17 protein-coding genes and 1 riboswitch are annotated in these 19,852 nt (G+C 66.3%); of the genes, 4 read left to right on the forward strand and 13 right to left on the reverse strand.

Annotation, left to right across the window (positions count from 1 at the left end):
- The 4 genes from gcvP to ACYU0X_RS13610 form a co-directional block, all read right to left on the reverse strand.
- Positions 1–2,853, reverse strand: coding sequence for an aminomethyl-transferring glycine dehydrogenase (gene gcvP, locus ACYU0X_RS13595; protein WP_461902809.1), 2,853 nt, complete (start codon positions 2,851–2,853; stop codon positions 1–3).
- 162 nt (positions 2,854–3,015) lie between these two features.
- Positions 3,016–3,115, reverse strand: a riboswitch (glycine riboswitch).
- 83 nt (positions 3,116–3,198) lie between these two features.
- Complete coding sequence (locus tag ACYU0X_RS13600; RefSeq protein WP_418907343.1) at positions 3,199–3,981, reverse strand: SGNH/GDSL hydrolase family protein; 783 nt, start codon at positions 3,979–3,981, stop codon at positions 3,199–3,201.
- A gap of 36 nt (positions 3,982–4,017) precedes the next feature.
- Entirely contained in the window at positions 4,018–5,163 is a 1,146-nt protein-coding gene (locus tag ACYU0X_RS13605; RefSeq protein WP_418907344.1) for a serine hydrolase domain-containing protein, read from the reverse strand.
- Positions 5,163–6,092 carry an RNase H family protein gene (locus tag ACYU0X_RS13610; RefSeq protein ID WP_461901229.1) on the reverse strand — a complete coding sequence of 310 codons (930 nt, stop codon included), beginning with the start codon at positions 6,090–6,092 and terminating at the stop codon, positions 5,163–5,165. Before ACYU0X_RS13610 ends, ACYU0X_RS13605 begins: the two co-directional genes overlap by 1 nt.
- An 84-nt stretch (positions 6,093–6,176) precedes the next feature.
- Between ACYU0X_RS13610 and ACYU0X_RS13615 the strand changes: the two genes are divergently transcribed.
- Complete coding sequence (locus ACYU0X_RS13615; RefSeq protein WP_461901231.1) at positions 6,177–7,844, forward strand: HNH endonuclease signature motif containing protein; 1,668 nt, start codon at positions 6,177–6,179, stop codon at positions 7,842–7,844.
- 12 nt (positions 7,845–7,856) lie between these two features.
- On the opposite strand, the gene ACYU0X_RS13620 is transcribed toward ACYU0X_RS13615, so the two are convergent.
- The gene (locus ACYU0X_RS13620; protein ID WP_461901232.1) at positions 7,857–8,972 is read right to left on the reverse strand and encodes a glutathione S-transferase C-terminal domain-containing protein; all 1,116 of its coding nucleotides are present in this window, start codon (positions 8,970–8,972) and stop codon (positions 7,857–7,859) included.
- A 154-nt stretch (positions 8,973–9,126) separates the two neighbouring features.
- Between ACYU0X_RS13620 and ACYU0X_RS13625 the strand changes: the two genes are divergently transcribed.
- Positions 9,127–9,603 carry a MarR family winged helix-turn-helix transcriptional regulator gene (locus ACYU0X_RS13625; protein ID WP_461901234.1) on the forward strand — a complete coding sequence of 159 codons (477 nt, stop codon included), beginning with the start codon at positions 9,127–9,129 and terminating at the stop codon, positions 9,601–9,603.
- Between the two features lie 54 nt (positions 9,604–9,657).
- On the opposite strand, the gene ACYU0X_RS13630 is transcribed toward ACYU0X_RS13625, so the two are convergent.
- From ACYU0X_RS13630 to ACYU0X_RS13650, 5 genes are all read right to left on the reverse strand, one after another.
- On the reverse strand, positions 9,658–10,428 hold the full coding sequence (locus tag ACYU0X_RS13630; protein WP_461901235.1) for a PKD domain-containing protein: 771 nt from the start codon (positions 10,426–10,428) through the stop codon (positions 9,658–9,660).
- A gap of 130 nt (positions 10,429–10,558) precedes the next feature.
- Positions 10,559–11,233, reverse strand: coding sequence for a DUF6318 family protein (locus ACYU0X_RS13635; protein ID WP_461901237.1), 675 nt, complete (start codon positions 11,231–11,233; stop codon positions 10,559–10,561).
- Between the two features lie 150 nt (positions 11,234–11,383).
- Complete coding sequence (locus tag ACYU0X_RS13640; RefSeq protein ID WP_461901239.1) at positions 11,384–13,333, reverse strand: SIP domain-containing protein; 1,950 nt, start codon at positions 13,331–13,333, stop codon at positions 11,384–11,386.
- A gap of 2 nt (positions 13,334–13,335) precedes the next feature.
- Positions 13,336–14,373, reverse strand: coding sequence for a FecCD family ABC transporter permease (locus ACYU0X_RS13645; RefSeq protein ID WP_461901241.1), 1,038 nt, complete (start codon positions 14,371–14,373; stop codon positions 13,336–13,338).
- Positions 14,370–15,386 (reverse strand): FecCD family ABC transporter permease, encoded by a 1,017-nt coding sequence (locus tag ACYU0X_RS13650; RefSeq protein WP_418907353.1) that lies wholly within the window; start codon positions 15,384–15,386, stop codon positions 14,370–14,372. Before ACYU0X_RS13650 ends, ACYU0X_RS13645 begins: the two co-directional genes overlap by 4 nt.
- A gap of 86 nt (positions 15,387–15,472) precedes the next feature.
- Here ACYU0X_RS13650 and ACYU0X_RS13655 point away from each other — a divergent pair, with 86 nt between their 5' ends.
- A complete protein-coding gene (locus ACYU0X_RS13655; protein ID WP_418907354.1) occupies positions 15,473–16,252 on the forward strand; it encodes an MBL fold metallo-hydrolase in 780 nt (259 codons plus the stop codon).
- Here the strand turns inward: ACYU0X_RS13655 and ACYU0X_RS13660 are convergent, their stop codons facing one another.
- From ACYU0X_RS13660 to ACYU0X_RS13670, 3 genes are all read right to left on the reverse strand, one after another.
- Positions 16,253–17,299 carry an ABC transporter substrate-binding protein gene (locus ACYU0X_RS13660; protein ID WP_418907355.1) on the reverse strand — a complete coding sequence of 349 codons (1,047 nt, stop codon included), beginning with the start codon at positions 17,297–17,299 and terminating at the stop codon, positions 16,253–16,255.
- A 136-nt stretch (positions 17,300–17,435) separates the two neighbouring features.
- A complete protein-coding gene (locus ACYU0X_RS13665) occupies positions 17,436–18,752 on the reverse strand; it encodes an FtsX-like permease family protein (protein WP_461901244.1) in 1,317 nt (438 codons plus the stop codon).
- Entirely contained in the window at positions 18,749–19,477 is a 729-nt protein-coding gene (locus tag ACYU0X_RS13670) for an ABC transporter ATP-binding protein (protein WP_418907357.1), read from the reverse strand. Before ACYU0X_RS13670 ends, ACYU0X_RS13665 begins: the two co-directional genes overlap by 4 nt.
- Positions 19,478–19,591: 114 nt before the next feature.
- Between ACYU0X_RS13670 and ACYU0X_RS13675 the strand changes: the two genes are divergently transcribed.
- On the forward strand, positions 19,592–19,849 hold the full coding sequence (locus ACYU0X_RS13675) for a thioredoxin family protein (RefSeq protein WP_418907358.1): 258 nt from the start codon (positions 19,592–19,594) through the stop codon (positions 19,847–19,849).
- Positions 19,850–19,852: the final 3 nt, after the last annotated feature.

Genomic DNA, 19,852 nt, shown 5'->3' on the forward strand with positions numbered 1-19,852 from the left:
CTAGTCTTCGAAGGCTTCGGGGGCCGGGCAGGAGCAGATCAGGTTGCGGTCACCGGCGGCACCGTCGATGCGGCCAACCGGCGGGAAGTACTTATCCTGACGTAGCGCAGGGACCGGGAAGACGGCCTGCTCCACCGAGTACTTGCGGTCCCAGTTGCTCGAAACCACCGCGGCGGCGGTGTGCGGGGCACGGCGCAGCGGCGACTCGGAGGCCTCGTACACCCCGGCGAGCACCTCTTCCATTTCCTGGCGGATGGTGATCATCGCCTCGATGAAACGTTCGATCTCCCCCAGGTCCTCGGACTCGGTCGGCTCGACCATCAGGGTGCCGGGCACCGGGAAGGCCAGCGTCGGGGCGTGGAACCCGAAGTCCATCAGGCGCTTGGTCACGTCCTCGGCGGTGATCCCGGTCTTCGCGGTTAGTTCGCGCAGGTCAAGAATGCACTCGTGGGCGACGAGCTCCTGGTTGCCCGTGAACAGCACCGGGAAGTGCTCATTCAGGCGGCGGGCGATGTAGTTCGCGTTCAAAATGGCATGCTTGGTGGCCTCGGTCAGCCCCTCGCCACCCATCATCGCAATGTAGGCCCACGAAATCGGCAGCACACCGGCCGAACCGAACATGGTCGACACCACCGGCACACCATCGCGCATGCTGTACTGACCGTTGGGGTCGCCGGGCAGGAACGGCACCAGGTGCTCGGCCACGGCCACCGGGCCAACACCCGGGCCACCGCCACCGTGCGGGATGCAGAAGGTCTTGTGCAGGTTCAGGTGGCTGACGTCGCCGCCGAACTTACCGGGCTGAGCCAGGCCGACCAGCGCGTTCATATTCGCACCGTCGATGTACACCTGGCCGCCGGCGGCGTGCACCTTGTCGCACACCTCGCGCACGTCGGTGTCGAACACCCCGTGGGTGGAAGGGTAGGTGATCATGATCGCGGCCAGATCGTCGCTGTGCTCGGCGATTTTCGCATCCAGGTCAGCGGCGTCAATGGTGCCATCCGCTGCGGTTTTGACGACGACGACCTTCAGGCCGGCCAGCACCGCGCTGGCGGCGTTGGTGCCGTGCGCAGAGGCCGGGATCAGGCAGACATTGCGCTGGCCCTGGCCGTTGGCCTCGTGGTAGGCGGCGATGGCGTGCAACCCGGCGTATTCGCCCTGCGAACCGGCGTTGGGCTGGATGGAAACCCCGGCGTACCCGGTGATGGTAGTCAACCGGTTTTCCAGATCGGCGATCAGTTCACGCCAGCCGCTGGTCTGCTCGGCCGGGGCGTAGGGGTGAATGGAGGCGAACTCCGGCCAGGTGATGGATTCCATCTCGGCGGTGGCGTTCAGCTTCATGGTGCACGAACCCAGCGGGATCATGGTGCGATCCAGGGCCAGGTCGCGGTCGGCCAGCTTGCGCAGGTAGCGCAGCATCTGGGTTTCCGAACGCATGCTGTTGAAGATCGGGTGGGTCAGGTAATCGCTGGTACGCACCAGCGCTTCCGGGATCTCGAAACCCTCCGGGGCACTGAGCTCCACCCCGAAGACCTCCAGCAGGGTGCGCACGGTGGCGGCGGTGGTGGTCTCGTCGGTGGAGATGCCCACGCGCTGGGCGTCCACGGCGCGCAGGTTGATCCCGGCGTCCGCGGCGGCGGCGATCAGCTCGGCGGCGCGCTCGGTGCGCACCACCACGGTGTCGAAGAAGGACTCGGCGGCCAGCTCGTAGCCACCGGCGGCCAGCGAGGCGGCCAGCACGCGGGCGTGCTCGTGGGTGCGGCTGGCGATCTGCTTCAGGCCGGCCGGGCCGTGGTACACCGCGTACATCGAAGCGCACACGGCCAGCAGGGCCTGGGCGGTGCAGATGTTGCTGGTGGCCTTCTCGCGGCGAATGTGCTGCTCGCGGGTCTGCAGGGCTAGGCGGTACGCCGGAGCACCGGCGTCGTCGGTGGAAACACCCACCACGCGCCCGGGCATGGAACGCTCCAGCCCCTGACGCACCGCAATGTAGGCGGCGTGCGGGCCACCGAAGAACAGCGGCACACCGAAACGCTGGGTGTTGCCCACCGCAATATCGGCCCCCTGCTCGCCCGGGGCGGTGATCATGGTCAGCGAGAGCAGGTCGGCGACGACGGTCACCATCGCCCCGGCCTCCTTGGCGGCGGCGATCACACCGGAGTGGTCGCTCAGCGCGCCGTCGTTCCCGGGCTGCTGCAGCACGATCCCGGAAATATCTTCGGCCGGCAGCGGCTCGGTGCTCAGATCCAGCACCCGGTATTCGAAGCCCAGCGCCTCGGCGCGGCCCTCGATCACCTGCAGGGTCTGCGGGAACAGGTTGGCATCCAGCACGGTCACGCCATTGGCCTTCTTCTTGTTGGCGCGGCGCATCAACAGCACGGCCTCGGCGGCGGCCGAGGATTCATCCAACAGCGAGGCGTTGGCGATCGGCAGCGCGGTCAGGTCCATGATCATGGTCTGGAAGTTCAGCAGCGCCTCCAAACGGCCCTGCGAAATCTCCGGCTGGTAGGGGGTGTAGGCGGTGTACCAGGCCGGGTTCTCCACGATGTTGCGGCGGATCACCGGCGGGGTGATGGTGTCGTAGAACCCCTGACCGATCATCTGGGTCTTCATCACGTTCTTCGAGGCCAGCTCGCGCAAATGCGCCAACGCCTCGGTTTCGCTCAGAGCCGGCGGCAAGTCCAGCGCGGACTCCTGGCGAATGTCGGCCGGCACGGCGGTGTCCACCAGCTCGTCCAGTGAGCCGTAGCCCAAGGTCGAAAGCATGGTGGCGACGTCATGGCCGCGCGGGCCAATATGGCGGGAGGCAAATTCGTCGGCGCGTAGGCCGGCGGTAACCGTTGATGTGGTCATGGTGGCGAAAAACTCCGGTGGATCGGTCATGGCATATGCCAAAGGAAGGTCTTTCCCTCCCCACCCTGTTGCACAACCTGAGAGTTTTACGTACCCGGTAGACGATACCGGCCACTTGCACCTTCGGTGAGCCGGGGCAAACCGGCTACTTTCCAGAGTTGCCTCGTGATGGCGGTACGGGGGCCTGAGAGTTTCCCTGGGGAGGAAATTGCTCCTTCGGCGCCCATCCATGGCGTGAACGGGACTCTCCCGCCATCCGTCGAAGGCGTCGCGGCGCTCCCATGGGGCGCGCCACCAACAGCTATGATACCGCTCACCGCACCCGCACGCCAAGCACGGGTTTCGCTATCCGGACAGGCGCACATACTCCGGGTAGCGGGCGCTGAGCCGGTCCCCCGAGGAGGTCCCGCGCAGCCGCCGCTGCACCCACGGCACCAGGTGTTCGCGCGCCCAGCCCAGGTCCTCGCGCAACCGTTGCCCGCGGGTATTCACCGGCAGCTCGGCCAGCTGAGGCGGCTGAATCCGCCCGGGCAGCTCGGGGGCGACGATCCCGGCCTGCGCCAACACCCCCAGCACCTTCTGCGCCATTAACGTATGCCCGGCCTCGTTCATATGCAGCCGATCCACCGCCCAGTAGCGCAGGTCCGAAAATTCGCGCCAGCGCCAGTAATCCGCCAGCAGCGCCCCATATTCGTCGGCCATCGCGCGCACCAGCTCGTTGTACACCGCGGTGCGCGGCCGGGTCTTCGAGAACAGCGGCGAATCAACCGTGTCGAACCCGGTAAACAGCACCACCTGCGCCCCGCTGGCGCGCAACCGGCGCACCATCCCGCCGTAGCCACCGAGCAACGAATCCATATCCACGCTCGGGCGCAGGATATCGTTGCCTCCGGCATACAGCGTCACCAAATCCGGGCGTAACGCCAACGCCGCGTCGAGCTGCTGGTTGATCACCTGGCCGATCTTCTTCCCGCGCACCGCCAGATTCGCGTACTGCCAGTCGCCCTCGGCGCAGAGCACCTCGGCCACCCGGTCCGCCCACCCGCGCACCTGATTCGGCCGCTCGAGGTCGACGTCCCCCACGCCCTCGGTGAACGAATCGCCCAGCGCCACAAACTTCTGTACCACCTGTACCTGCTTCCTGTTGAGAACGAACCAAAGCCCTTAGGCGCGGGCGCTCAGCACCGCCGCACGCGCCAACTTCGAGAGCACCACCCCGGTCGAGACCGGGCGCTGCGACTCGGTGTACGCCGGCAGGTAGGCGAAGCCCAGCCGGTGCACCGGGTCGGCAAAAGATAACGACGAGTTCGCCCCGGCGTGCCCATAGGCAAACACCGAACCAAAATCGTCCTGCGCATGGGGCTTAGCAAAACCCAGCGCGAAGGATTTCGTCAACCCATTGCAGCGGTCCGGTCCATAGGACTGCTCCCGCGAAACCTGCGTCCAGGTGTCCTCGGTGAACAACGGCACCCGCACCCCCAACTCGGGCACCGGGCCGAAGGAGGCGGCATACACCCCGGCCAGCCCGCGCGCGGTACCCACCGCACCCATCGAGGTCGGCGCCGCGGCCCGCACCCGCGGGGAATTGGCGATCTGCTCCCAACTGAACACCCGCCCGGTCTCCACCTCGAAACCGGAGGCCGAATTCACCGCGAGCCCGGCGGGCGCAAAGGGGTCGACGAACCCGTCCAGCTCGGTGAACCCGGGCGTCGGCTGCGCGGGCAACACCTCGCGGTAACGTCCCTGCGGCTCATTGCCCAGGTAGACATCCACCCCGAGCGGGCGACGGATCCGCCGCTCATAAACCTCGGCCAGCTCCTGACCGGTCACCCGGCGCACCAGCTCCTCCATGAGCACACCCATGGTGATCGCGTGATAGCCCAGCGTGCCCTGCCCCAGCGGCCACAACGGCGGCAGCTCGGCCAGGATTTTGGCATGCGCCGCCGAATCCAGCAGCGTCTGAGTCGGCAACCCACCGGGCACCCCGAGCAGCCCGGCCTGATGGCTAAGCACCTGCCCGACGCTCAACGACCCCTTCCCGGCGGCGGCAAACTCCGGCCAGTAATTACTCATCGGCGCCTGCGGGTCGATCAGCCCGTCCTGCACCAGCAACCCGATCACCAGCGCACCGATCCCCTTGGTGCAGGAAAACACGCAAGTCATCCCGTCTCCGGCGAGGTGCTCGCCGACGCTGGTGTCCACCATCAGCTCCCCGCGGTAGTACACGGCCAGCTGCGCGGAATAGCCCGGCTCCTCGGCGGCGCGCTGCTGCAGTAACTGGGTCAGCGCGGAAAAATCTGGGGCACTCATTAATGGGCGTCCTTCACGGTGAGAGATTCAACGGTTTCTTGGCGGAAGCGTAGCTTCCAGCCCGCGGCGGTGCGCTGCCACCAGGAGGAGACCACCAGCACCTGCTCGGTCCCGGTCGGCCGCATCCGGTAGGCCACCAGCACGGTATCGGCCGCCGGTTCCTGCAGCGCGAGCAACTGGATCTGGCCGACCGCCGGCAGTTGTCCCCCGCCGGCTAGGTGTCCGCGCAAGGTGGCGACATCCAGCAGCGAGCCGTCCCGGCTGATTTCCTGGTAGCCCGGATGCAAAAAGGCCAGCAGTTCCTCGGTCTTCGCCCGCACCTGTTCGTCGAGCATCGCCAGCTCAAGTTCATACACGATCGCCGTCGCCTCGGCCGAGGGCGCGGGCTGCCCCGCGGCCACCGGACCCGGTTCCTCCGCCACGGCGTCCACCTCCCGCGCCGGTTCGCCGCTCGCCTCTTCGCCGCCGCGAAACCCCGGCCCGGGCTCCGGGGCGACCCCCAACTGGTGCGCGGTGGCCGCCGCGCGCGCCCGCTCGTCGGCCGCCTCGTTCAGTTCATGCCCGGCATGGCCCTTCACCCACTCGAAGCTGTAGTCGCGCCCGACCAGCGCCGCATCCAGCTCCCGCAAAATGTCCTGGTTCAGCACCGGCTTGCCGTCGGCCTTCTTCCACCCGCGCTTCTTCCAGCCCGGCATCCACTTGGTGATGCAATTAATGGCGTACTGCGAGTCGCAGAGAATACGCAGCGGCTGCTCCGGCTGGCGCGCGGTGGCCCGCAGGAGTTCCAGCACCGCCTTCAGCTCACCCATATTGTTCGTCCCGTGGTCCCAGCCACCGGCGCCCCAATTGTCATCGTCGATGTACCAGGCCCAGCCTGCGGGGCCGGGGTTGCCCAGCGCCGATCCATCCGCCGCAGCAATAATCGTCATGTTTTTATCCTGCCACGTCGCGCGCTTGTCCACAGATCGCGCAACGCGTGCCCACCCGCGCCAACGGCGGCGCACACTACCGGCATGCACTCATCGCGTAGCACCGCCATCCTCTCCGCGGCGGCGAACCTGACACCCCACCCCGGGGACGACGAGGTCACCGCCCAGCTGCGGCTACTCGGTGCGCTACAGGCGGCCACCAGTGCGCTACTCGATGAGTTCGACGACGCCCACCTCGAGGCGCTCACCGCCACCGTGCTGCTGAAGCTCGGCGAGGATCTATCCCGCAACGCCCTGCGCGCCAAGGTTCGCGCCGCCGGTGCTATGGACCGGCACGATGCCCACCGGCTACGCGCCGAGGCCCTGGAAAGCCTGTCCACGCTCCATGGCGCACAGCTGGCCGACGGATTGCCCTTGCCCGACGCCCGGCCAATCGCCAGCACCGCCAAACCGCGCTTCCGCGGCCCCGTCGAGCTCATTTCCTCCCTCTGCGATATCACTGACCATGAGGCGAAAACACTGGTGCGCGGGCACCGCCAGCTCGTCGGCGACAGCGACCATCCGGCCAGTTTCGGCGAACTCGGCCAGCGCTTCGCCACCCCGGAGGCGCACAACCCCGCCACGCTGCTCAAAGCCGCCGCCAAACTAGAGCGCCTCCAGCTGCAGCCCACCGCCCGCCGCGCGGCGGAGGAAAAGGTGGCGCAGACCCTGCCCCAAGGGCAGGGCGCGGTGAACTCTCAGCTCAAGGCGATCGCCCAGGACCTGAGCACGCCCAACCTTCCCGAACGCGAGGCCGTGCACGAGCGTTGCGCCGGCCTGCGCTATCGCGGGCTCGGCCCCTACGGCCATGTGTGGGAGCTGACCTGCACCACCATCGACCACGAATTCCTCTGCACGCTCGCCGACCGGCTCGTCAACCCGGCGCTCACCGCCAACCGAGAGGGCAACTGCAGCTCCGGCGCCGCCGACCCCTTCAATGATCTCTCCGGAGCCGACGAGCGGGACCGAGACCCGGCAGCCGAGCGCGCCCGCCGCCTGCTACGCACGGTCATGCACATCGTGCGGCGCCGCTTCAGTAGCGAGGCACCGTCGGACGACACCGCGCCAACCGCCTCCATCAACCCCGCAGCTCCGGCCAGCACCGATGGCACCGTCGAGCCGGAGCTTCCACTTCCGGGCATGATCGATCTAATCGTCACCATCGATTACGACGCGTTGCGCGCCCGCACCGATCAGGCCGGGCTCACCGCCCACGGCCAACGCATTTCGGCCACGGAATTGCGCCGGAGCGCCGCCCTCGGCGGAATTATCCCGATGATACTAGGATCCAAGGGCGAGGTATTGGATATGGGCCGACGACGAAGGCTCTTCACCAAGGCGCAAACGCGCGCGGTGGTCGCCCGAGACGGCGGCTGCATCCGCCCCGGTTGCACCATGCCCGCCCACCGTTGCGAGGTCAACCATCGCACACCCTGGATCGAAGGTGGCCAGACCAACGTGTCCAACGCAACCCTAAATTGCAAAGGTGACCACACCGGTTATCACGCCGGGCACTATCGAATCCGATATTTCGACGGCATCCCGTATGTGCTTGAATCACCCGAACGCGACCCGGAGCAACACTGGCGACGCAACTGGGTGTGGCACCCCAACGCGCCCAGCTATCCCGCCAGCGAATACCCGCCCGAGGACTCGGACCTGCCGGCCCTCACCGATGAAGACGCACCGCCGGATGAAGAACCGCCCTTTTAGCGCTGCGCCCCTTTACCCCTGCAGCGGGTACAGCGGATTGTGACCGGCGGCCACCCGCTCGGCTTCACGCACGGGCTCGGGTGCGCTACCGGCTCCAAACGGCGATCCATCGGCCAGCTCGGCACGGTCATGAGCCTCGAGCCACTGACTCAGGTCCGGGCCCTTCGGCACAATCTGCGTCGGATTAATGTCCTCATGGACCATGTAGTAATGCTGCTTAATCTGCTCAAAATCGATGGTGTCGCCAAACCCCGGGGTCTGGAAGAGATCTCGCGCGTAGCCCCAAAGGTTAGGCATTTCGATCAGCTTGTTGCGGTTGGTTTTGAAGTGGCCGTGGTAGACCGGGTCGAAACGCACCAGCGTCGTAAATAGCCGCACGTCGGCCTCGCTGATCGCGTCCCCCATGAGGTACCGCCGCGTAGACAGCCGCTCCTCCAGCACGTCCAGCGCCGTAAAGAGCCGGTCATAGGCCTGATCGTAGGCCTCTTGACTGCCTGCAAACCCTGCCCGATACACTCCGTTATTGACCTCGGTGAAGATCATCTTGATCAGCGGCAGCATCTCATCCAAGGTCTCGCGCTGAATCAGATCCGGCGCGCCTGCTCGATGAAACTCTCGCCACTGTGTCGACATATCCCAGGTGATCTGCGGGTAGTCGTTGGTCACCACGGCGCCGCTCGGAATGTCGATGAAGGCCGGAACGGTAATCCCTCGAGGGTAGTCGGCGAAGCGCTTGAAGTAGTTCTCTTGCAGTCGTTCGGTCCCCAGCATCGGGTCCCGTCCATCCGGGTCCAGGTCGAATGTCCAACTACGGGCATCGTGCGTCGGACCCGGCAGTCCGAGGGAAATTGCATCCTCCAACCCCAGCAAACGTCGCACAATCAGCGTGCGGTTAGCCCACGGGCAGGCGCGAGCGGCCACTAGTCGATAACGCCCGGCCTCCACCGGCCACGCCCGTGCGTCGGGAGCCATCTTCGCATCCGGATGGCCAATCGAGCCTTCCACTGGCCCGCTGGCCGCTGCCATCTCATCGGGAACGGCAACGATCCTGTCTTGGATATAATTTGTATCTCGAGTGAATTCTCCACCCGTTACATAGCTACCCTTGGTTGAATACTGTTCACCCATGTGATGCCTCCCGCGTAGCGCGCTCAGACGCGCCGGAATTCATGACGCGTCAACGAAGTTGTGGACCTCAGTATGTCAAGATATAATTGATGCGTCAACAAATAGGTGAGATTCACTCACCCAGCGTGCATCGTGAAACCGAGGATACTGAACAATGGCCCAGGAAGAAACCAGATGGCTCGACGACGACGAGCAGCGCCTTTGGCGACTGCTGCGTGAGTTCCTCTGGCGGTTCCCCAGCGCCATGGACCGTCAACTCATGCGCGATTCCAACATGCAGTCCGGCGAGTATTCAGTACTGGCCACACTGTCAGAATCGCCAGACGCCCCTCAGCGACCAGGTGACATCGCCCGCACATTGGAATGGGACCGGTCACGGCTGTCGCACTTGTTGCGCAGGATGGAGACCAAAGGCCTTATCGACCGTCATTCCGACACCCGGGACGGCCGAGGCGCCCTCGTCTCGCTCTCGGAAACTGGTTGGCAGGTGCTGCGGGAGGCGGCTCCTCCGCATGTCACCTTCGTGCGAGAAGCACTTTTCGACAACTTGCCCGCCGATGAGCGCGTAACTCTAGAGAACGCCCTCAAGCGAATCCTCCCGGGCCTCGGTGGCACCGACCCCTGCAAATAAACGACAAACTGTGCTGCGCGAGCGCACCTCGCGCAGCACCTCAAGCCGCCGTCGTTACACGTTTGGGTCAACTAGCTGCTTCTTAGTTCGCCAGATATCCATTGGGGACTGGTCACTAGGAACCGCGGCCTGTCCAGGAATAGGCTCCCAGGGACCATTTTCAACTCGAAACTCGCCGCGGTACATGGTCGTAACCTTCACTTGGAATAGGCCCGTGTCCTGAAACTGATGGCTCGTTGGTGTGGCTTCACTCAATGACCGGTCGTCTACAGGACCGCCGGGGTCTGAAAACCTAGCGGTAGTACCGTCTCCGTAATCCCACAACCATTCCACTGGGATTGCCCTTACATCGACGTTCTTTCCGGACATCACCGTATGAAACTCCTGCGCACCTCCCTCGGCCCAGAAGTGCGTGTATGCGCGTATCAGCGAAACGCCGTCAGGATCGCTATGCACGGAAAACGACTTGATCGGAAACTTACGAAACTCGGCCGGAGTAACGACAATCTCTTCCTCAACGACCAAATTTCCCTCCGGCGAAACTTTTGGTTCCGGGTCCTCCGGGCAATATAGGCCCGATTGGATAACCTCACCTTCACGCGGGCCTTCTAGCACCGTTACATAGCGGTATTTAGGACGTGTACCGTCTATACAAATAGGAGAGTCAGGATTGCTGTCGCACCCATCAAAATACTCCAACCCTATTCGGCAAGAGTCATCATAATCGACTCGGACTTTTGTTTTGCGCTTAATTTTGCGTCGTTCATGTTTCTTATCATCGTAGAATTGTCTGATTTGATCATTAGGACAAGTTTCGACACCCAACGATTGACCATACGTATTTGATTCGCATACAACAGCTACTTCAAGTAGCGGCCCAACAGGGTTTGCATGAGCTGCTCCACCGAACAGGAGTACGGCCGCGACGGTACAACATAGTCCGACACGAAAAGATCTACTGTTCATCGCTGTCTTCAAACTCCATGGTGCGTATAGACCACGAATCTTCGAATTCCAAGGTCGCTGCCCCGAACAAGGCCTTTTCCAGCGGCTTGTTCACTTCAATCACATGCCCCGGCCGGTCATATATTTTTGATTCAGTATCTTTGAATAGAAAGTAGACTCTAGCCGACCCGTTCGAACTCTTCTTATAGTTGGTGATTGAAACGCTGTACCGAACTCCGACTTCCCATAACCCCTCGTCTTGCGCCCGCCAAATCGGCTCGATTATTCCGTTTCCGCATGGTTTACACGTCTCTTTCGTGTACTTTTCGAGTTCGGTAGTATCACGCATTTCAATCGAGTAGGTAGCTAGGTCAAAGTAGAACTCTACGAATGCGGCGGCGCCCTCCTCCGTGTGCTCCTTAGCGGCGTCGGGCAGTTTGGGGACGGGCATATTCTCGCCTGGGCCATTCTCATCGGCGTGCTTGGGCGTCGGGCTAGGTGAGGCCGAAGGGGTGGGGCTGGATGGCGGAGCGCTGGAGGATGGTGGCGGCGCCGATGATTCGCCCGGCGAGGTGGCTCCCTGACAAGCGGTCAGCACAGCGCTCGCGACGACAAGCGCACCAATGACGGACATTCGGCCATTGCGCATGATCGAATCCTCACCTTCGGGAACCTTGCAGGCCATCTTATGTGGCGCACGTCGGGCTTGGGGAGGGTCGCGACGAAATATGTGGATATCTCGTTAACGTAGCGAACGGCACTCGAGGTTCGCTCGAGTGCCGTTCGTCGGGATGGAATTCACCGCCGGGCGGGGCCTGTGCGTGAGTCGGTGCGGCTAGTTTTCGCTGCGCCCGGCGCGCCAGTAGCCCATGAAGGCGACCTGTTTGCGATCCAGGCCGGCGTCGCGCACGAGGTAACGGCGCAGTTCCTTGACGGTTCCGGCCTCACCGGCGATCCATGCGTAGAACGGGCCGGAGGAGCCTTCGCCGGTTTCCCAGAGGAGCTGGGTGTCGACGTCGACGTCTTCGGGTTCCGCGGTGGTTTGCACGGCGCCGGCCGCCGGGATGGCCACGATCTGGCGCAGTGCGGTGGACAGCAGGGTGCCGTGGGCGTTGGTGCCGCGCGGCAGCCACTGCACGGAGACGCCCGAGCGGGTGGTGGTGCCCAGAATGTCCGTCGAGTCCGGGACCTCGATCAACGCGTGGCCGGTGACCGTGGAGGGCAGCGACTCGAGGATGGAGCAGATGGCCGGGGCCGCGGTTTCGTCGCCGGCGAGCAGCACGCGGGTCGCGTTGCCGGGGCGGAATTCGATGCCGCCGTAGTCGGCGTCGTTGAGCTGGTTGTTCGGGCCGAGGATGAGCACGTCGTCGCCGGCGGCGGCGTTGACACAGAATTCGGTGGCCGGGCCGCCGCGGAAGACGCCGTCGACCTTGTGACCGTGGACCACGAAGTCAATGTCGAGTTCCGGGGTGGTGCCGGAGTTTTGGGCATGCCCGGCGGGACGGAAATCGCGCACCGTGTAGGTGCGCATGTAGCCGCGCTCGGCGTCGGGTAATTCGCGCCACTGCAGGAACCAGCGGCCCTGCGTTTCGGGGTCGGTGCTGGCCTCTGGGCGCAGCTGCTGGACGAGGGCAGGCAGTTGACCGCCGGCCGGCGGCAGCATCAGCTTGATGCGCATATCCAGCGGGTGGCTGTTGGTGCCGAAATGCTCCAGGTCCGAGCCGGTGAGGGTGATGCGGCGGAAGTTCGGGGTGAGCTGTTCGCAGCGCAGCACCGTGGTCGCGAAGGCCAGGGTGGATTGGTGTTCGAGGTTCGGTCGCACGCCGCCGGCGGCGGGGGCCGGCTCGAAGGTGCTCGCCGTGCCGGTGCCGGCGGAGGAACCTGTGCTGCTAACGGCTACGCCGGCGGCGACCAATTCCTCTTCTTCGGCGACGACGGTGGCCCCGTTCTGCTCGGCGCGGTAGATGCCCCGGGCGGCAAGCACCGTCTCGGTGCGCAGTACGCGGTGGCGGCCGATGGGCAGCACCAGTGGGGTGCCGGCCACCGGATCGGGGATGACCCGGGAGGGCATGCCGAAGACCGACTTCACGGTCTGCTCGGTGACCACCTCGGTGGGGTGCCCGGCCGCGTAGATCTTTCCGTCCTTGAGCGCGACCAGGTGGTCGGCGTAGCGGGCGGCGAGGTTCAGGTCGTGCAGCACGATCACCACGGTGATCCCGCGGGTGCGGTTCAGCTCGGAGATCACGTCGAGCACTTCGAGCTGGTGGGCGACGTCGAGATAGGTGGTGGGCTCGTCGAGCAGCAGTAGCTCGGTTTCCTGGGCCAGGGCCATGGCGATCCAGACGCGCTGGCGCTGGCCGCCGGAGAGTTCGTCGACGGCACGCTCGGCCAGTTCGGTGGTGCCGGTCATCTCCATGGCGCGGGCCACGGCGGCCTCGTCGTCGGCGGAGAAACGCTTGAACAGGCCCTGGTGCGGGTACCGGCCGCGGCCGATGAGTTCGCGCACGGTGATGCCGTCGGGGGCGTTGGGGGTCTGCGGCAGCAGCCCGAGCTGGCGGGCCACCTCCTTGGCGGGGCGGCTGTGGATGTCCGCGCCGTTGAGCAGCACCTGGCCGCCGGCGGGTTTCAGGAGCCGGGAGAGCGCGCGCAGCAGCGTGGATTTGCCGCAGCCGTTGGCCCCGACGATGATCGAGACTTCGCCGGTGGGAATTTCCAGCGACAGCTCGTCGACGATGGTGACCTTGTCGTACGCCAGGGTCAGCGAATCGGCCTGGAGTTGGGCCATGGTTATCCCCCGTTTCCTCGTGAGTTGGCGCGCACCAGCACCCAGAGCAGGAAGGGTGCGCCGAAGATGCCGGTGACGACGCCCACCGGCAGGGCGACGCCGCTAAATAGATTAGCAGCGATGAAATTGGCGCCGAGGACCAGTACCGCGCCGATCAGCGCGGCCAGCGGTACCCGGATTACTCCTCGGGTGAGCCCGGCGGAGAGCGGGCCGGCCAGGAAGGCCACGAAGGCCAGCGGGCCGGTGACGGCCACCGGGATCGCGGTGAGCGTGACCGCGGTGAAGACCAGCAGCATGCGGCTGGCCGGGACGTTGAGCCCCAGCGCGCTGGCCGCGTCGTCGCCCAACTCCATAATTTTCAGCCGCTTGAGCACCAGCGGCACGAGCAGCGCGACCAGCGCCAGGCCGATGGCCATCACCGCGGCGCGCTCCCAGGTGGAGGGGGCCAGCGAGCCGGTCAGCCAGCGCAACGCCTCGCCGGCGGTGCGCACGTCGGTGCGGGTGAGCAGGTATTGGATGAGCGATTGCAGCATGCCGCCGATGGCCAGACCGGCGAGGATCAGTTTGGCGCCGGCGTGCTTGCCGCCGGCCGAGAGCCAGTAGATCAGCCCGGCGACGCCCAGGCCGCCGAGCATGGCGGTGAGCGTGAGCATCGGGCCCTGGGCCTGGAAGTAGACCATGGCGATGATCGCGGCGGCCGAGGCGCCGTAGCCGACGCCGATGACGTCGGGGCTGGCCAGCGGGTTGCCGAGCCAGCGTTGGAAGAGCGCACCGGAGGCGCCGAAGCCGGCCCCGGCCAGCGCGCCGACGACGAGCCGTGGGGCGCGGTCTTCGAGCAGGATGAAGCTGGTGCCGGGCACGGTTTCGCCGCGGAGCACCGCGGCGACCTCGTCCAGCGGTAGCGGTTCGCGTCCGGCAAGCACATAGAGCACGGCCAGGGTGGCCCCGAGGAGGATCAGCGCGGCCCAGATCAGCGCGTCGCGGCGGGTGCGCGCCCGGGCGCCGGTGCGCGGGGCGGGGCGGGTCGTCGTCGTACTCATAGCGACACCGTCTTCAGTCCGCGGCGCATCAACACGATGAACAGTGGCCCGCCGATCAGCGCGCACATCACCCCGACCTGCACCTCGGCCGGCGGGGCGATGATCCGCCCGATGATGTCGGTGCCCAGCAGCAGCACGGGGCCGGCGAGCGCGGAGGCCGGCAGCAGCCAGCGGTAGTCGGAGCCGATGAGCGCGCGCATGGCGTGCGGCACGATGAGCCCGACGAAGGCGATGGGGCCGGCCAGGGCGGTGGCGGTGCCGGCGAGCAGCACCACCCCGATGCCGCCGACGATACGGGCCCGGGTGACGTTGAAGCCGAGCCCGGCGGCGGAGTCGTCGCCCATGGCCATGGCGTTGGCGACGTTGGCGCAGGCGGCGACCAGCAGCACGCCCGCCGCGAGCGGGATGATCCCCACCATGAGTTCGGGCACGCTGCGCGCGGTGAGCACCCCGACCTGCCAGAAACGGTATTCGTCGAGCGCGCTGCGCGACACCATGAGCAGCGCGTTGGTGATGGAGGCCAGCCCGACGGCCAGCGCCGCGCCGGCGAGCGCGAGCTTGATCGGGGTGGCGCCCTCGCGTCCCAGCGAGGCGATGATGTAGACCAGCAGGATGGTCACCGCCGCGCCGAGGAAGGCGGCGAGCATCATCAGCGGTAGCGCGGCGGCGGTGCCGAGGGTGAAGAGCAGGAGCACCACGCCCAGTGAGGCGCCGGCGTTGATGCCGAGGATGCCGGGTTCGGCCAGCGGGTTGCGGGTCAGCGCCTGCATCAGCGCACCGGCCAGGCCCAGGGCCAGCCCGATGAGGACCCCGGCGACGGTGCGTGGGATGCGGGAGGCGACGACGATGCTGTCGGGGTCTTGAGCCGCGGGGTGGGATAGCGCGTAGAACACCGCGGAGGGGCTGAGCGTGCGGGCCCCGATGAACAGGGAGCACAGCAGTGCGACGGCGAGCAGCGCGGTGAGCACGAGCAGGATCGCCGCTCGTCGTCGCGCCAGTGGTAGTGAACTCATATTTCTTCCTGTGCGGGCCGCTGCGGCGGTCCGGTCACGATCCTCGGCCCATTAACGGGGTGCGTTCGGGCCCCTACACTGGGGGTATGTTCCAGCAGCTCAGTGATACCACCGCGGTGCTCCGGGCACCGAATCCCTCGCCGATGACCCTGACGGGTACCAATAGCTATCTGCTCGGTGAGCACGGGCCGCGTCCCGCCGCTCCGGTGGTGGTGATCGATCCGGGCCCCGAGCAGCTTGAGCATCTGCAGGCGCTGGCGGCCTATGACATTCGGCTGGTGTTGGTCACGCACCGGCATGCCGATCACACCGCGGGTATCGACACGCTGCACGATCTGACCGGCACCCCGGTGGCCGCCGCCGACGCCAGCTATTGCCGGCATCATGCGCCGCTGCGTGACGGGCAGCTGATCACCCAGGCCGGGGTGCGGCTGCGGGTTGTGGCCACGCCCGGGCATACGGCCGATTCGCTGTGTTTTGTTAATGAGACGCCCGGGGCGCCGGCCGAGCTGTTTAGCGGCGATACGCTGCTTGGCGAGGGAACCACGGTGTTGGATTATCCCGATGGGACGCTGGGTGATTATTTGGCCAGTCTGGCGCGGCTGGCGGCCTTGCCCGAGGCGGCGTTGCGCCCGGGGCATGGCTCGCAGCATGCACGGATGCATCCGGTGATTGAGCAGTATCGGCTGCACCGTGAGCAGCGGCTGGAGGCTTTGCGGCAGGCGATCGAGTGGTTGCGCACGAACGGGCAGGACCCGAGCCGCGAGAATTTGCTGGCTCGGGTCTACCCGGAGGTTCCCGCTCACCTGTTGGGTGCGGCGGAAAAATCGTTGGATGCGCAACTGCACTATTTGGATCGCGCCTAGTTACTTCTTGGCCTCGGCCACCTTGTTGGCGGCGTCGCCGAGCTTGGGCACTACCTTGTCCAGGACCCATGGCAGCGACAGCGGGGAGGCGGCGGAGATCGCCAGCAGCTGCATGTCGGAGTCCAGGGCGACGAATCCGCCGGTCTTGGCGGCCGGGATCTGGCCGAAGAGCTTGTTTTCGGCGATGACGTCCTGCGCGGTGCTACCGGCCGGAACCCAGGTGAAGAAGATGTCGGCTTCGAGTTCGCTGGCGCGCTCGGCGGCGAAGTTGTAGTAGAACTCGCCTTCCTTGGCGTTCTTGTCCACGACCTCGGCCTGGGTCATGCCCAGCTGCGAGAGGAAGCGCGGGCGGGTGTCGCCGGTGGCGTAGATGTTGATGCCGCCGGCGGCCGGCTCCAGGTTGCCGGCGATGAAGGTGGTGTCCTTGAAGATCGGGTACTTGCTGGCGGCGTCGGCGATCTGCTGGTTGACGGAGTCGACCAGGGTCTTGGCCTCGTCCTGCTTGTGCAGCATCTTGCCGGCGGCCTCGGTGGCGTCCTGCCAGCTGGTGGTGTAGTTCGGCTCGATGGGGCCGACGACCGGGGCGATCTTGCTGAGCTTGTCGTACTCTTCCTTGGTCAGGCCGGAGTAGGCGGCGAAGATGGCGTCCGGCTTGGCCTCGGCGATCTGGGTGTAGTTGATGCCGTCGGTGGCGTCGAACTGCACCGGGGCGTTCTCGCTGCCGATGCCGGCGCCGAGCTCTTCGAGCTTCTCGTCCTTCCAGTCGGTCGACCCGTTGTCGTTGTTACCCCAGGTGTCCTTGTCCATGCCCACCGGGACGGTGCCCAGGGCGAGCAGGGTGTCGGCGTTGACCCACGAGATGGTGGCCACTCGCTCGGGGGCCTGCTCGAAGGTGGTGGTGCCGTAGCTGTGGGTGATGCTCACCGCGGCGCTGTCGGGGCTGCCGCTGGCGGATGGCTCGCTGCTTGCGGTGCCACCGCAGGCGGTGAGGGTCAGCGCGGCGGCGGTTGCCGCGGCGAGCAGAGCGGATCGACGTGAGAATTTCATACGAGTGAACCTTTGCGGGTGTAGACGGAACACGGCCGCGAAGGCAGGTTAGGCGAACCAAACTTTCCGGCCGAATGAAAGACTACGCGGGTGGCTCGTAAATACGCAACATCGGCCCACTGTAATGCCCGTCACGTTAGCGCGTGAGCATCCGGCTCGGCGCCGCCAACTGCACCGCCAGGCGCACCAGCACCAATCCGGCCACGCAGGTGCCCAACACCAGGGCCAGACTCAGCGGGGCCATCACCATGGCGATCCCCACCAACGGCAGAAGTAAAACCCCGCTGGCCACGGCGAAGGTCAGCGCCGCTCCCAGGGCCGGAATCATCACCGCCTGCACTCGCGCGCGGTTCATCGTTGCCCGATCCAGCCCCATTTTGCTCAGGCCTTGATAGAGCTCGGCGGCATCCAGCGTGCCCGCGGCCTGGGTGATCGCCGTTGCGGCGGCCACGCAGGCAAAGATGATCGCCAGGGTCAATATGACGCCGGTGCGCAGATCCACCCCGATGTAATCCTCCCAACCGCCGGTGGGGTCCACGGCGCTCTGGCTCATCAGCGCGGCCCCCGAACCGCCGACGACGGCGACGAAGGCGGCCATCGCCAACGGGGCCACCTGACGCCATAGCGCCTTGGGCGACTCCAGAATCATGCGTGCGGCCAGCAACTGCTCCGGGCGTTCGGCTTTGGCGAGCTTCCGTCGTCCAATCACCGCGATCAGCCACGGGCCGATCAGGTTCAGCACCAGCAACCCGATACCCAGGCCAAAGAGCAGCACCAGGGTGATCGTCGCCAGGCTCTGCGCGAAAGCGCCCAGATTGGCGAAGACCATGTAGATAAGGCCCACTCCGCCGACGGCGATGGCCGCGCGCACCCAACTCGGACGTGGCACGTTGACCCGCTGGCGCACCGCCAACGGAGAGATCACCAGCTTGCGCAGGCCCGCCAGCGAGGAGCCGGCGGCCAGCAGCAGCACCGCGGCGAGCACCGCCAAGAGCACCGGCAGCGGGGCGAAAATCCCGGCGCCAATCGGGGCGCCCTGGAAGTTCACCAACGCCACCAATGGTGCGCAGGCCAGATAGAGCAGCACCCCGCCCAGTGCCCCGAGCGCGGCGGTCCCCACCGCCTGCAGCACGGAGATCGCACGCACCTGCCCGCCGGTGGCCCCGAGCAGTCGCAGCGTCGAGAGCGTGCGGTCTTGGCTACGCGCCGAGAGGCGTGCCGCGGAGGCGCCAACGAGCACCAACGGCACGATCAGCAGCACCACGGCGATGCCGGCCAGCGGCAGGTAGAAGGCTGCGGTTTCCTGCGGCAGCCGGGTGAAGCTCAACGCCCCAGCCACCACGATCAGCACCAGCGCGCTGACCACCGCATAGGCCCCGAGGGTCAGGGCGCGCACACGGCGTTGCCCACCGCCGGCGCGGGTGAGCATCCAGGCCAATTGCAGGGTGTTCATGAGCGCTCCCCCTGGTTGCTGCGTTCGTCGGCGACGATCCGACCGTCGCGCAAACGCACAATCCGGTCGCAGCGCGCGGCCACCGACTCGTCGTGCGTGACCATCACCAGGGATTTGCCCTGTCGGATGGTGCTACCGAGCAGCGCGTCGAGCACCTCGCTGCCGGTGACCGAGTCCAGCGCCCCGGTGGGTTCGTCGGCGAAAATCACCGCGGCCGAGCCGATTTGCGCGCGGGCGATGGCCACGCGTTGCGCCTGCCCGCCGGAGAGCTGGCCGATGCGCCGTTCCTCCATGCCGCCCAGCCCCAGTTGGCCCAGGGCTTGCACGGCCCGCGGCAGCGCCGCGGCGCGCGGCACCCCGTTGATCATCAGCGCCATGGCGACGTTTTCCTGTGCGGTCAGTTCCGGAATCAGCAGCCCGTCCTGGAAGACGAACCCGAAACTTTCGCGGCGCAGGGCGCTGCGTGCGGTATCGGACAGGGTGGTGATATCCACCGGGGTGCGGCCGGGCAGTTGCAACATCACCGAGCCGGCGTCGGGCGTTTCAATCCCGGCCAGCGCGTGCAACAGGGTGGACTTGCCGGAGCCGGAGGGGCCCATAATGGCCAGGGCCTCGCCGGGGGCGACGGACAGGTCGACCGCGTCCAGGGCGATGGTGGTGCCGAAGCTGCGGCGCAGCTGTTGTGCCTCGAGCACATTGGGCAAAGCGTGGTGTGCAAAGTTCATGCTTTAAGTCTTCCGCCGCGGCCCCCGAACCGGCGTCGGCGCCGGGAGTGAATGTGCCCGGCGGCGCCTCATCCCCCGGGTGGAGCCGCGGCGCGGCGCGTATCGTAGGTGGGGATGGAGATCGAACTTTTCACTCAGCCTTTTTGCGCACCCTGCCGCAGCGCCAAGCTGGTGGTGCAACGGGTGCTTGAGCAGCATCCCGGGGTGCCGGTGCGCACCATCGACGTGGTGGCCGACCCGGCCGCCGGGGCGCGGGCGCGGATCGCCTCCACCCCGACCGTGCGGGTGCTGCAGGCCGGCCGAGAGGCGTTGCGCATCGTCGGGGTACCGCGCCCGGCCGCGCTCGCCCAGGCCCTGGACGAGCTGAGCTGATTT

Source organism: Glutamicibacter sp. X7 (assembly GCF_054889245.1).

Bases quoted from the DNA above. Each gene is read 5' to 3' on its own strand.
- ACYU0X_RS13620 (WP_461901232.1), bottom strand. From the start codon at position 8,972: ATGGGTGAACAGTATTCAACCAAGGGTAGCTATGTAACGGGTGGAGAA.
- ACYU0X_RS13675 (WP_418907358.1), top strand. From the start codon at position 19,592: ATGGAGATCGAACTTTTCACTCAGCCTTTTTGCGCACCCTGCCGCAGC.
- ACYU0X_RS13610 (WP_461901229.1), bottom strand. From the start codon at position 6,092: ATGACGATTATTGCTGCGGCGGATGGATCGGCGCTGGGCAACCCCGGC.
- ACYU0X_RS13625 (WP_461901234.1), top strand. From the start codon at position 9,127: ATGGCCCAGGAAGAAACCAGATGGCTCGACGACGACGAGCAGCGCCTT.
- ACYU0X_RS13650 (WP_418907353.1), bottom strand. From the start codon at position 15,386: ATGAGTTCACTACCACTGGCGCGACGACGAGCGGCGATCCTGCTCGTG.
- ACYU0X_RS13660 (WP_418907355.1), bottom strand. From the start codon at position 17,299: ATGAAATTCTCACGTCGATCCGCTCTGCTCGCCGCGGCAACCGCCGCC.
- ACYU0X_RS13605 (WP_418907344.1), bottom strand. From the start codon at position 5,163: ATGAGTGCCCCAGATTTTTCCGCGCTGACCCAGTTACTGCAGCAGCGC.
- ACYU0X_RS13645 (WP_461901241.1), bottom strand. From the start codon at position 14,373: ATGAGTACGACGACGACCCGCCCCGCCCCGCGCACCGGCGCCCGGGCG.
- ACYU0X_RS13665 (WP_461901244.1), bottom strand. From the start codon at position 18,752: ATGAACACCCTGCAATTGGCCTGGATGCTCACCCGCGCCGGCGGTGGG.
- ACYU0X_RS13640 (WP_461901239.1), bottom strand. From the start codon at position 13,333: ATGGCCCAACTCCAGGCCGATTCGCTGACCCTGGCGTACGACAAGGTC.
- ACYU0X_RS13670 (WP_418907357.1), bottom strand. From the start codon at position 19,477: ATGAACTTTGCACACCACGCTTTGCCCAATGTGCTCGAGGCACAACAG.
- gcvP (WP_461902809.1), bottom strand. From the start codon at position 2,853: ATGACCACATCAACGGTTACCGCCGGCCTACGCGCCGACGAATTTGCC.
- ACYU0X_RS13635 (WP_461901237.1), bottom strand. From the start codon at position 11,233: ATGGCCTGCAAGGTTCCCGAAGGTGAGGATTCGATCATGCGCAATGGC.
- ACYU0X_RS13655 (WP_418907354.1), top strand. From the start codon at position 15,473: ATGTTCCAGCAGCTCAGTGATACCACCGCGGTGCTCCGGGCACCGAAT.
- ACYU0X_RS13615 (WP_461901231.1), top strand. From the start codon at position 6,177: ATGCACTCATCGCGTAGCACCGCCATCCTCTCCGCGGCGGCGAACCTG.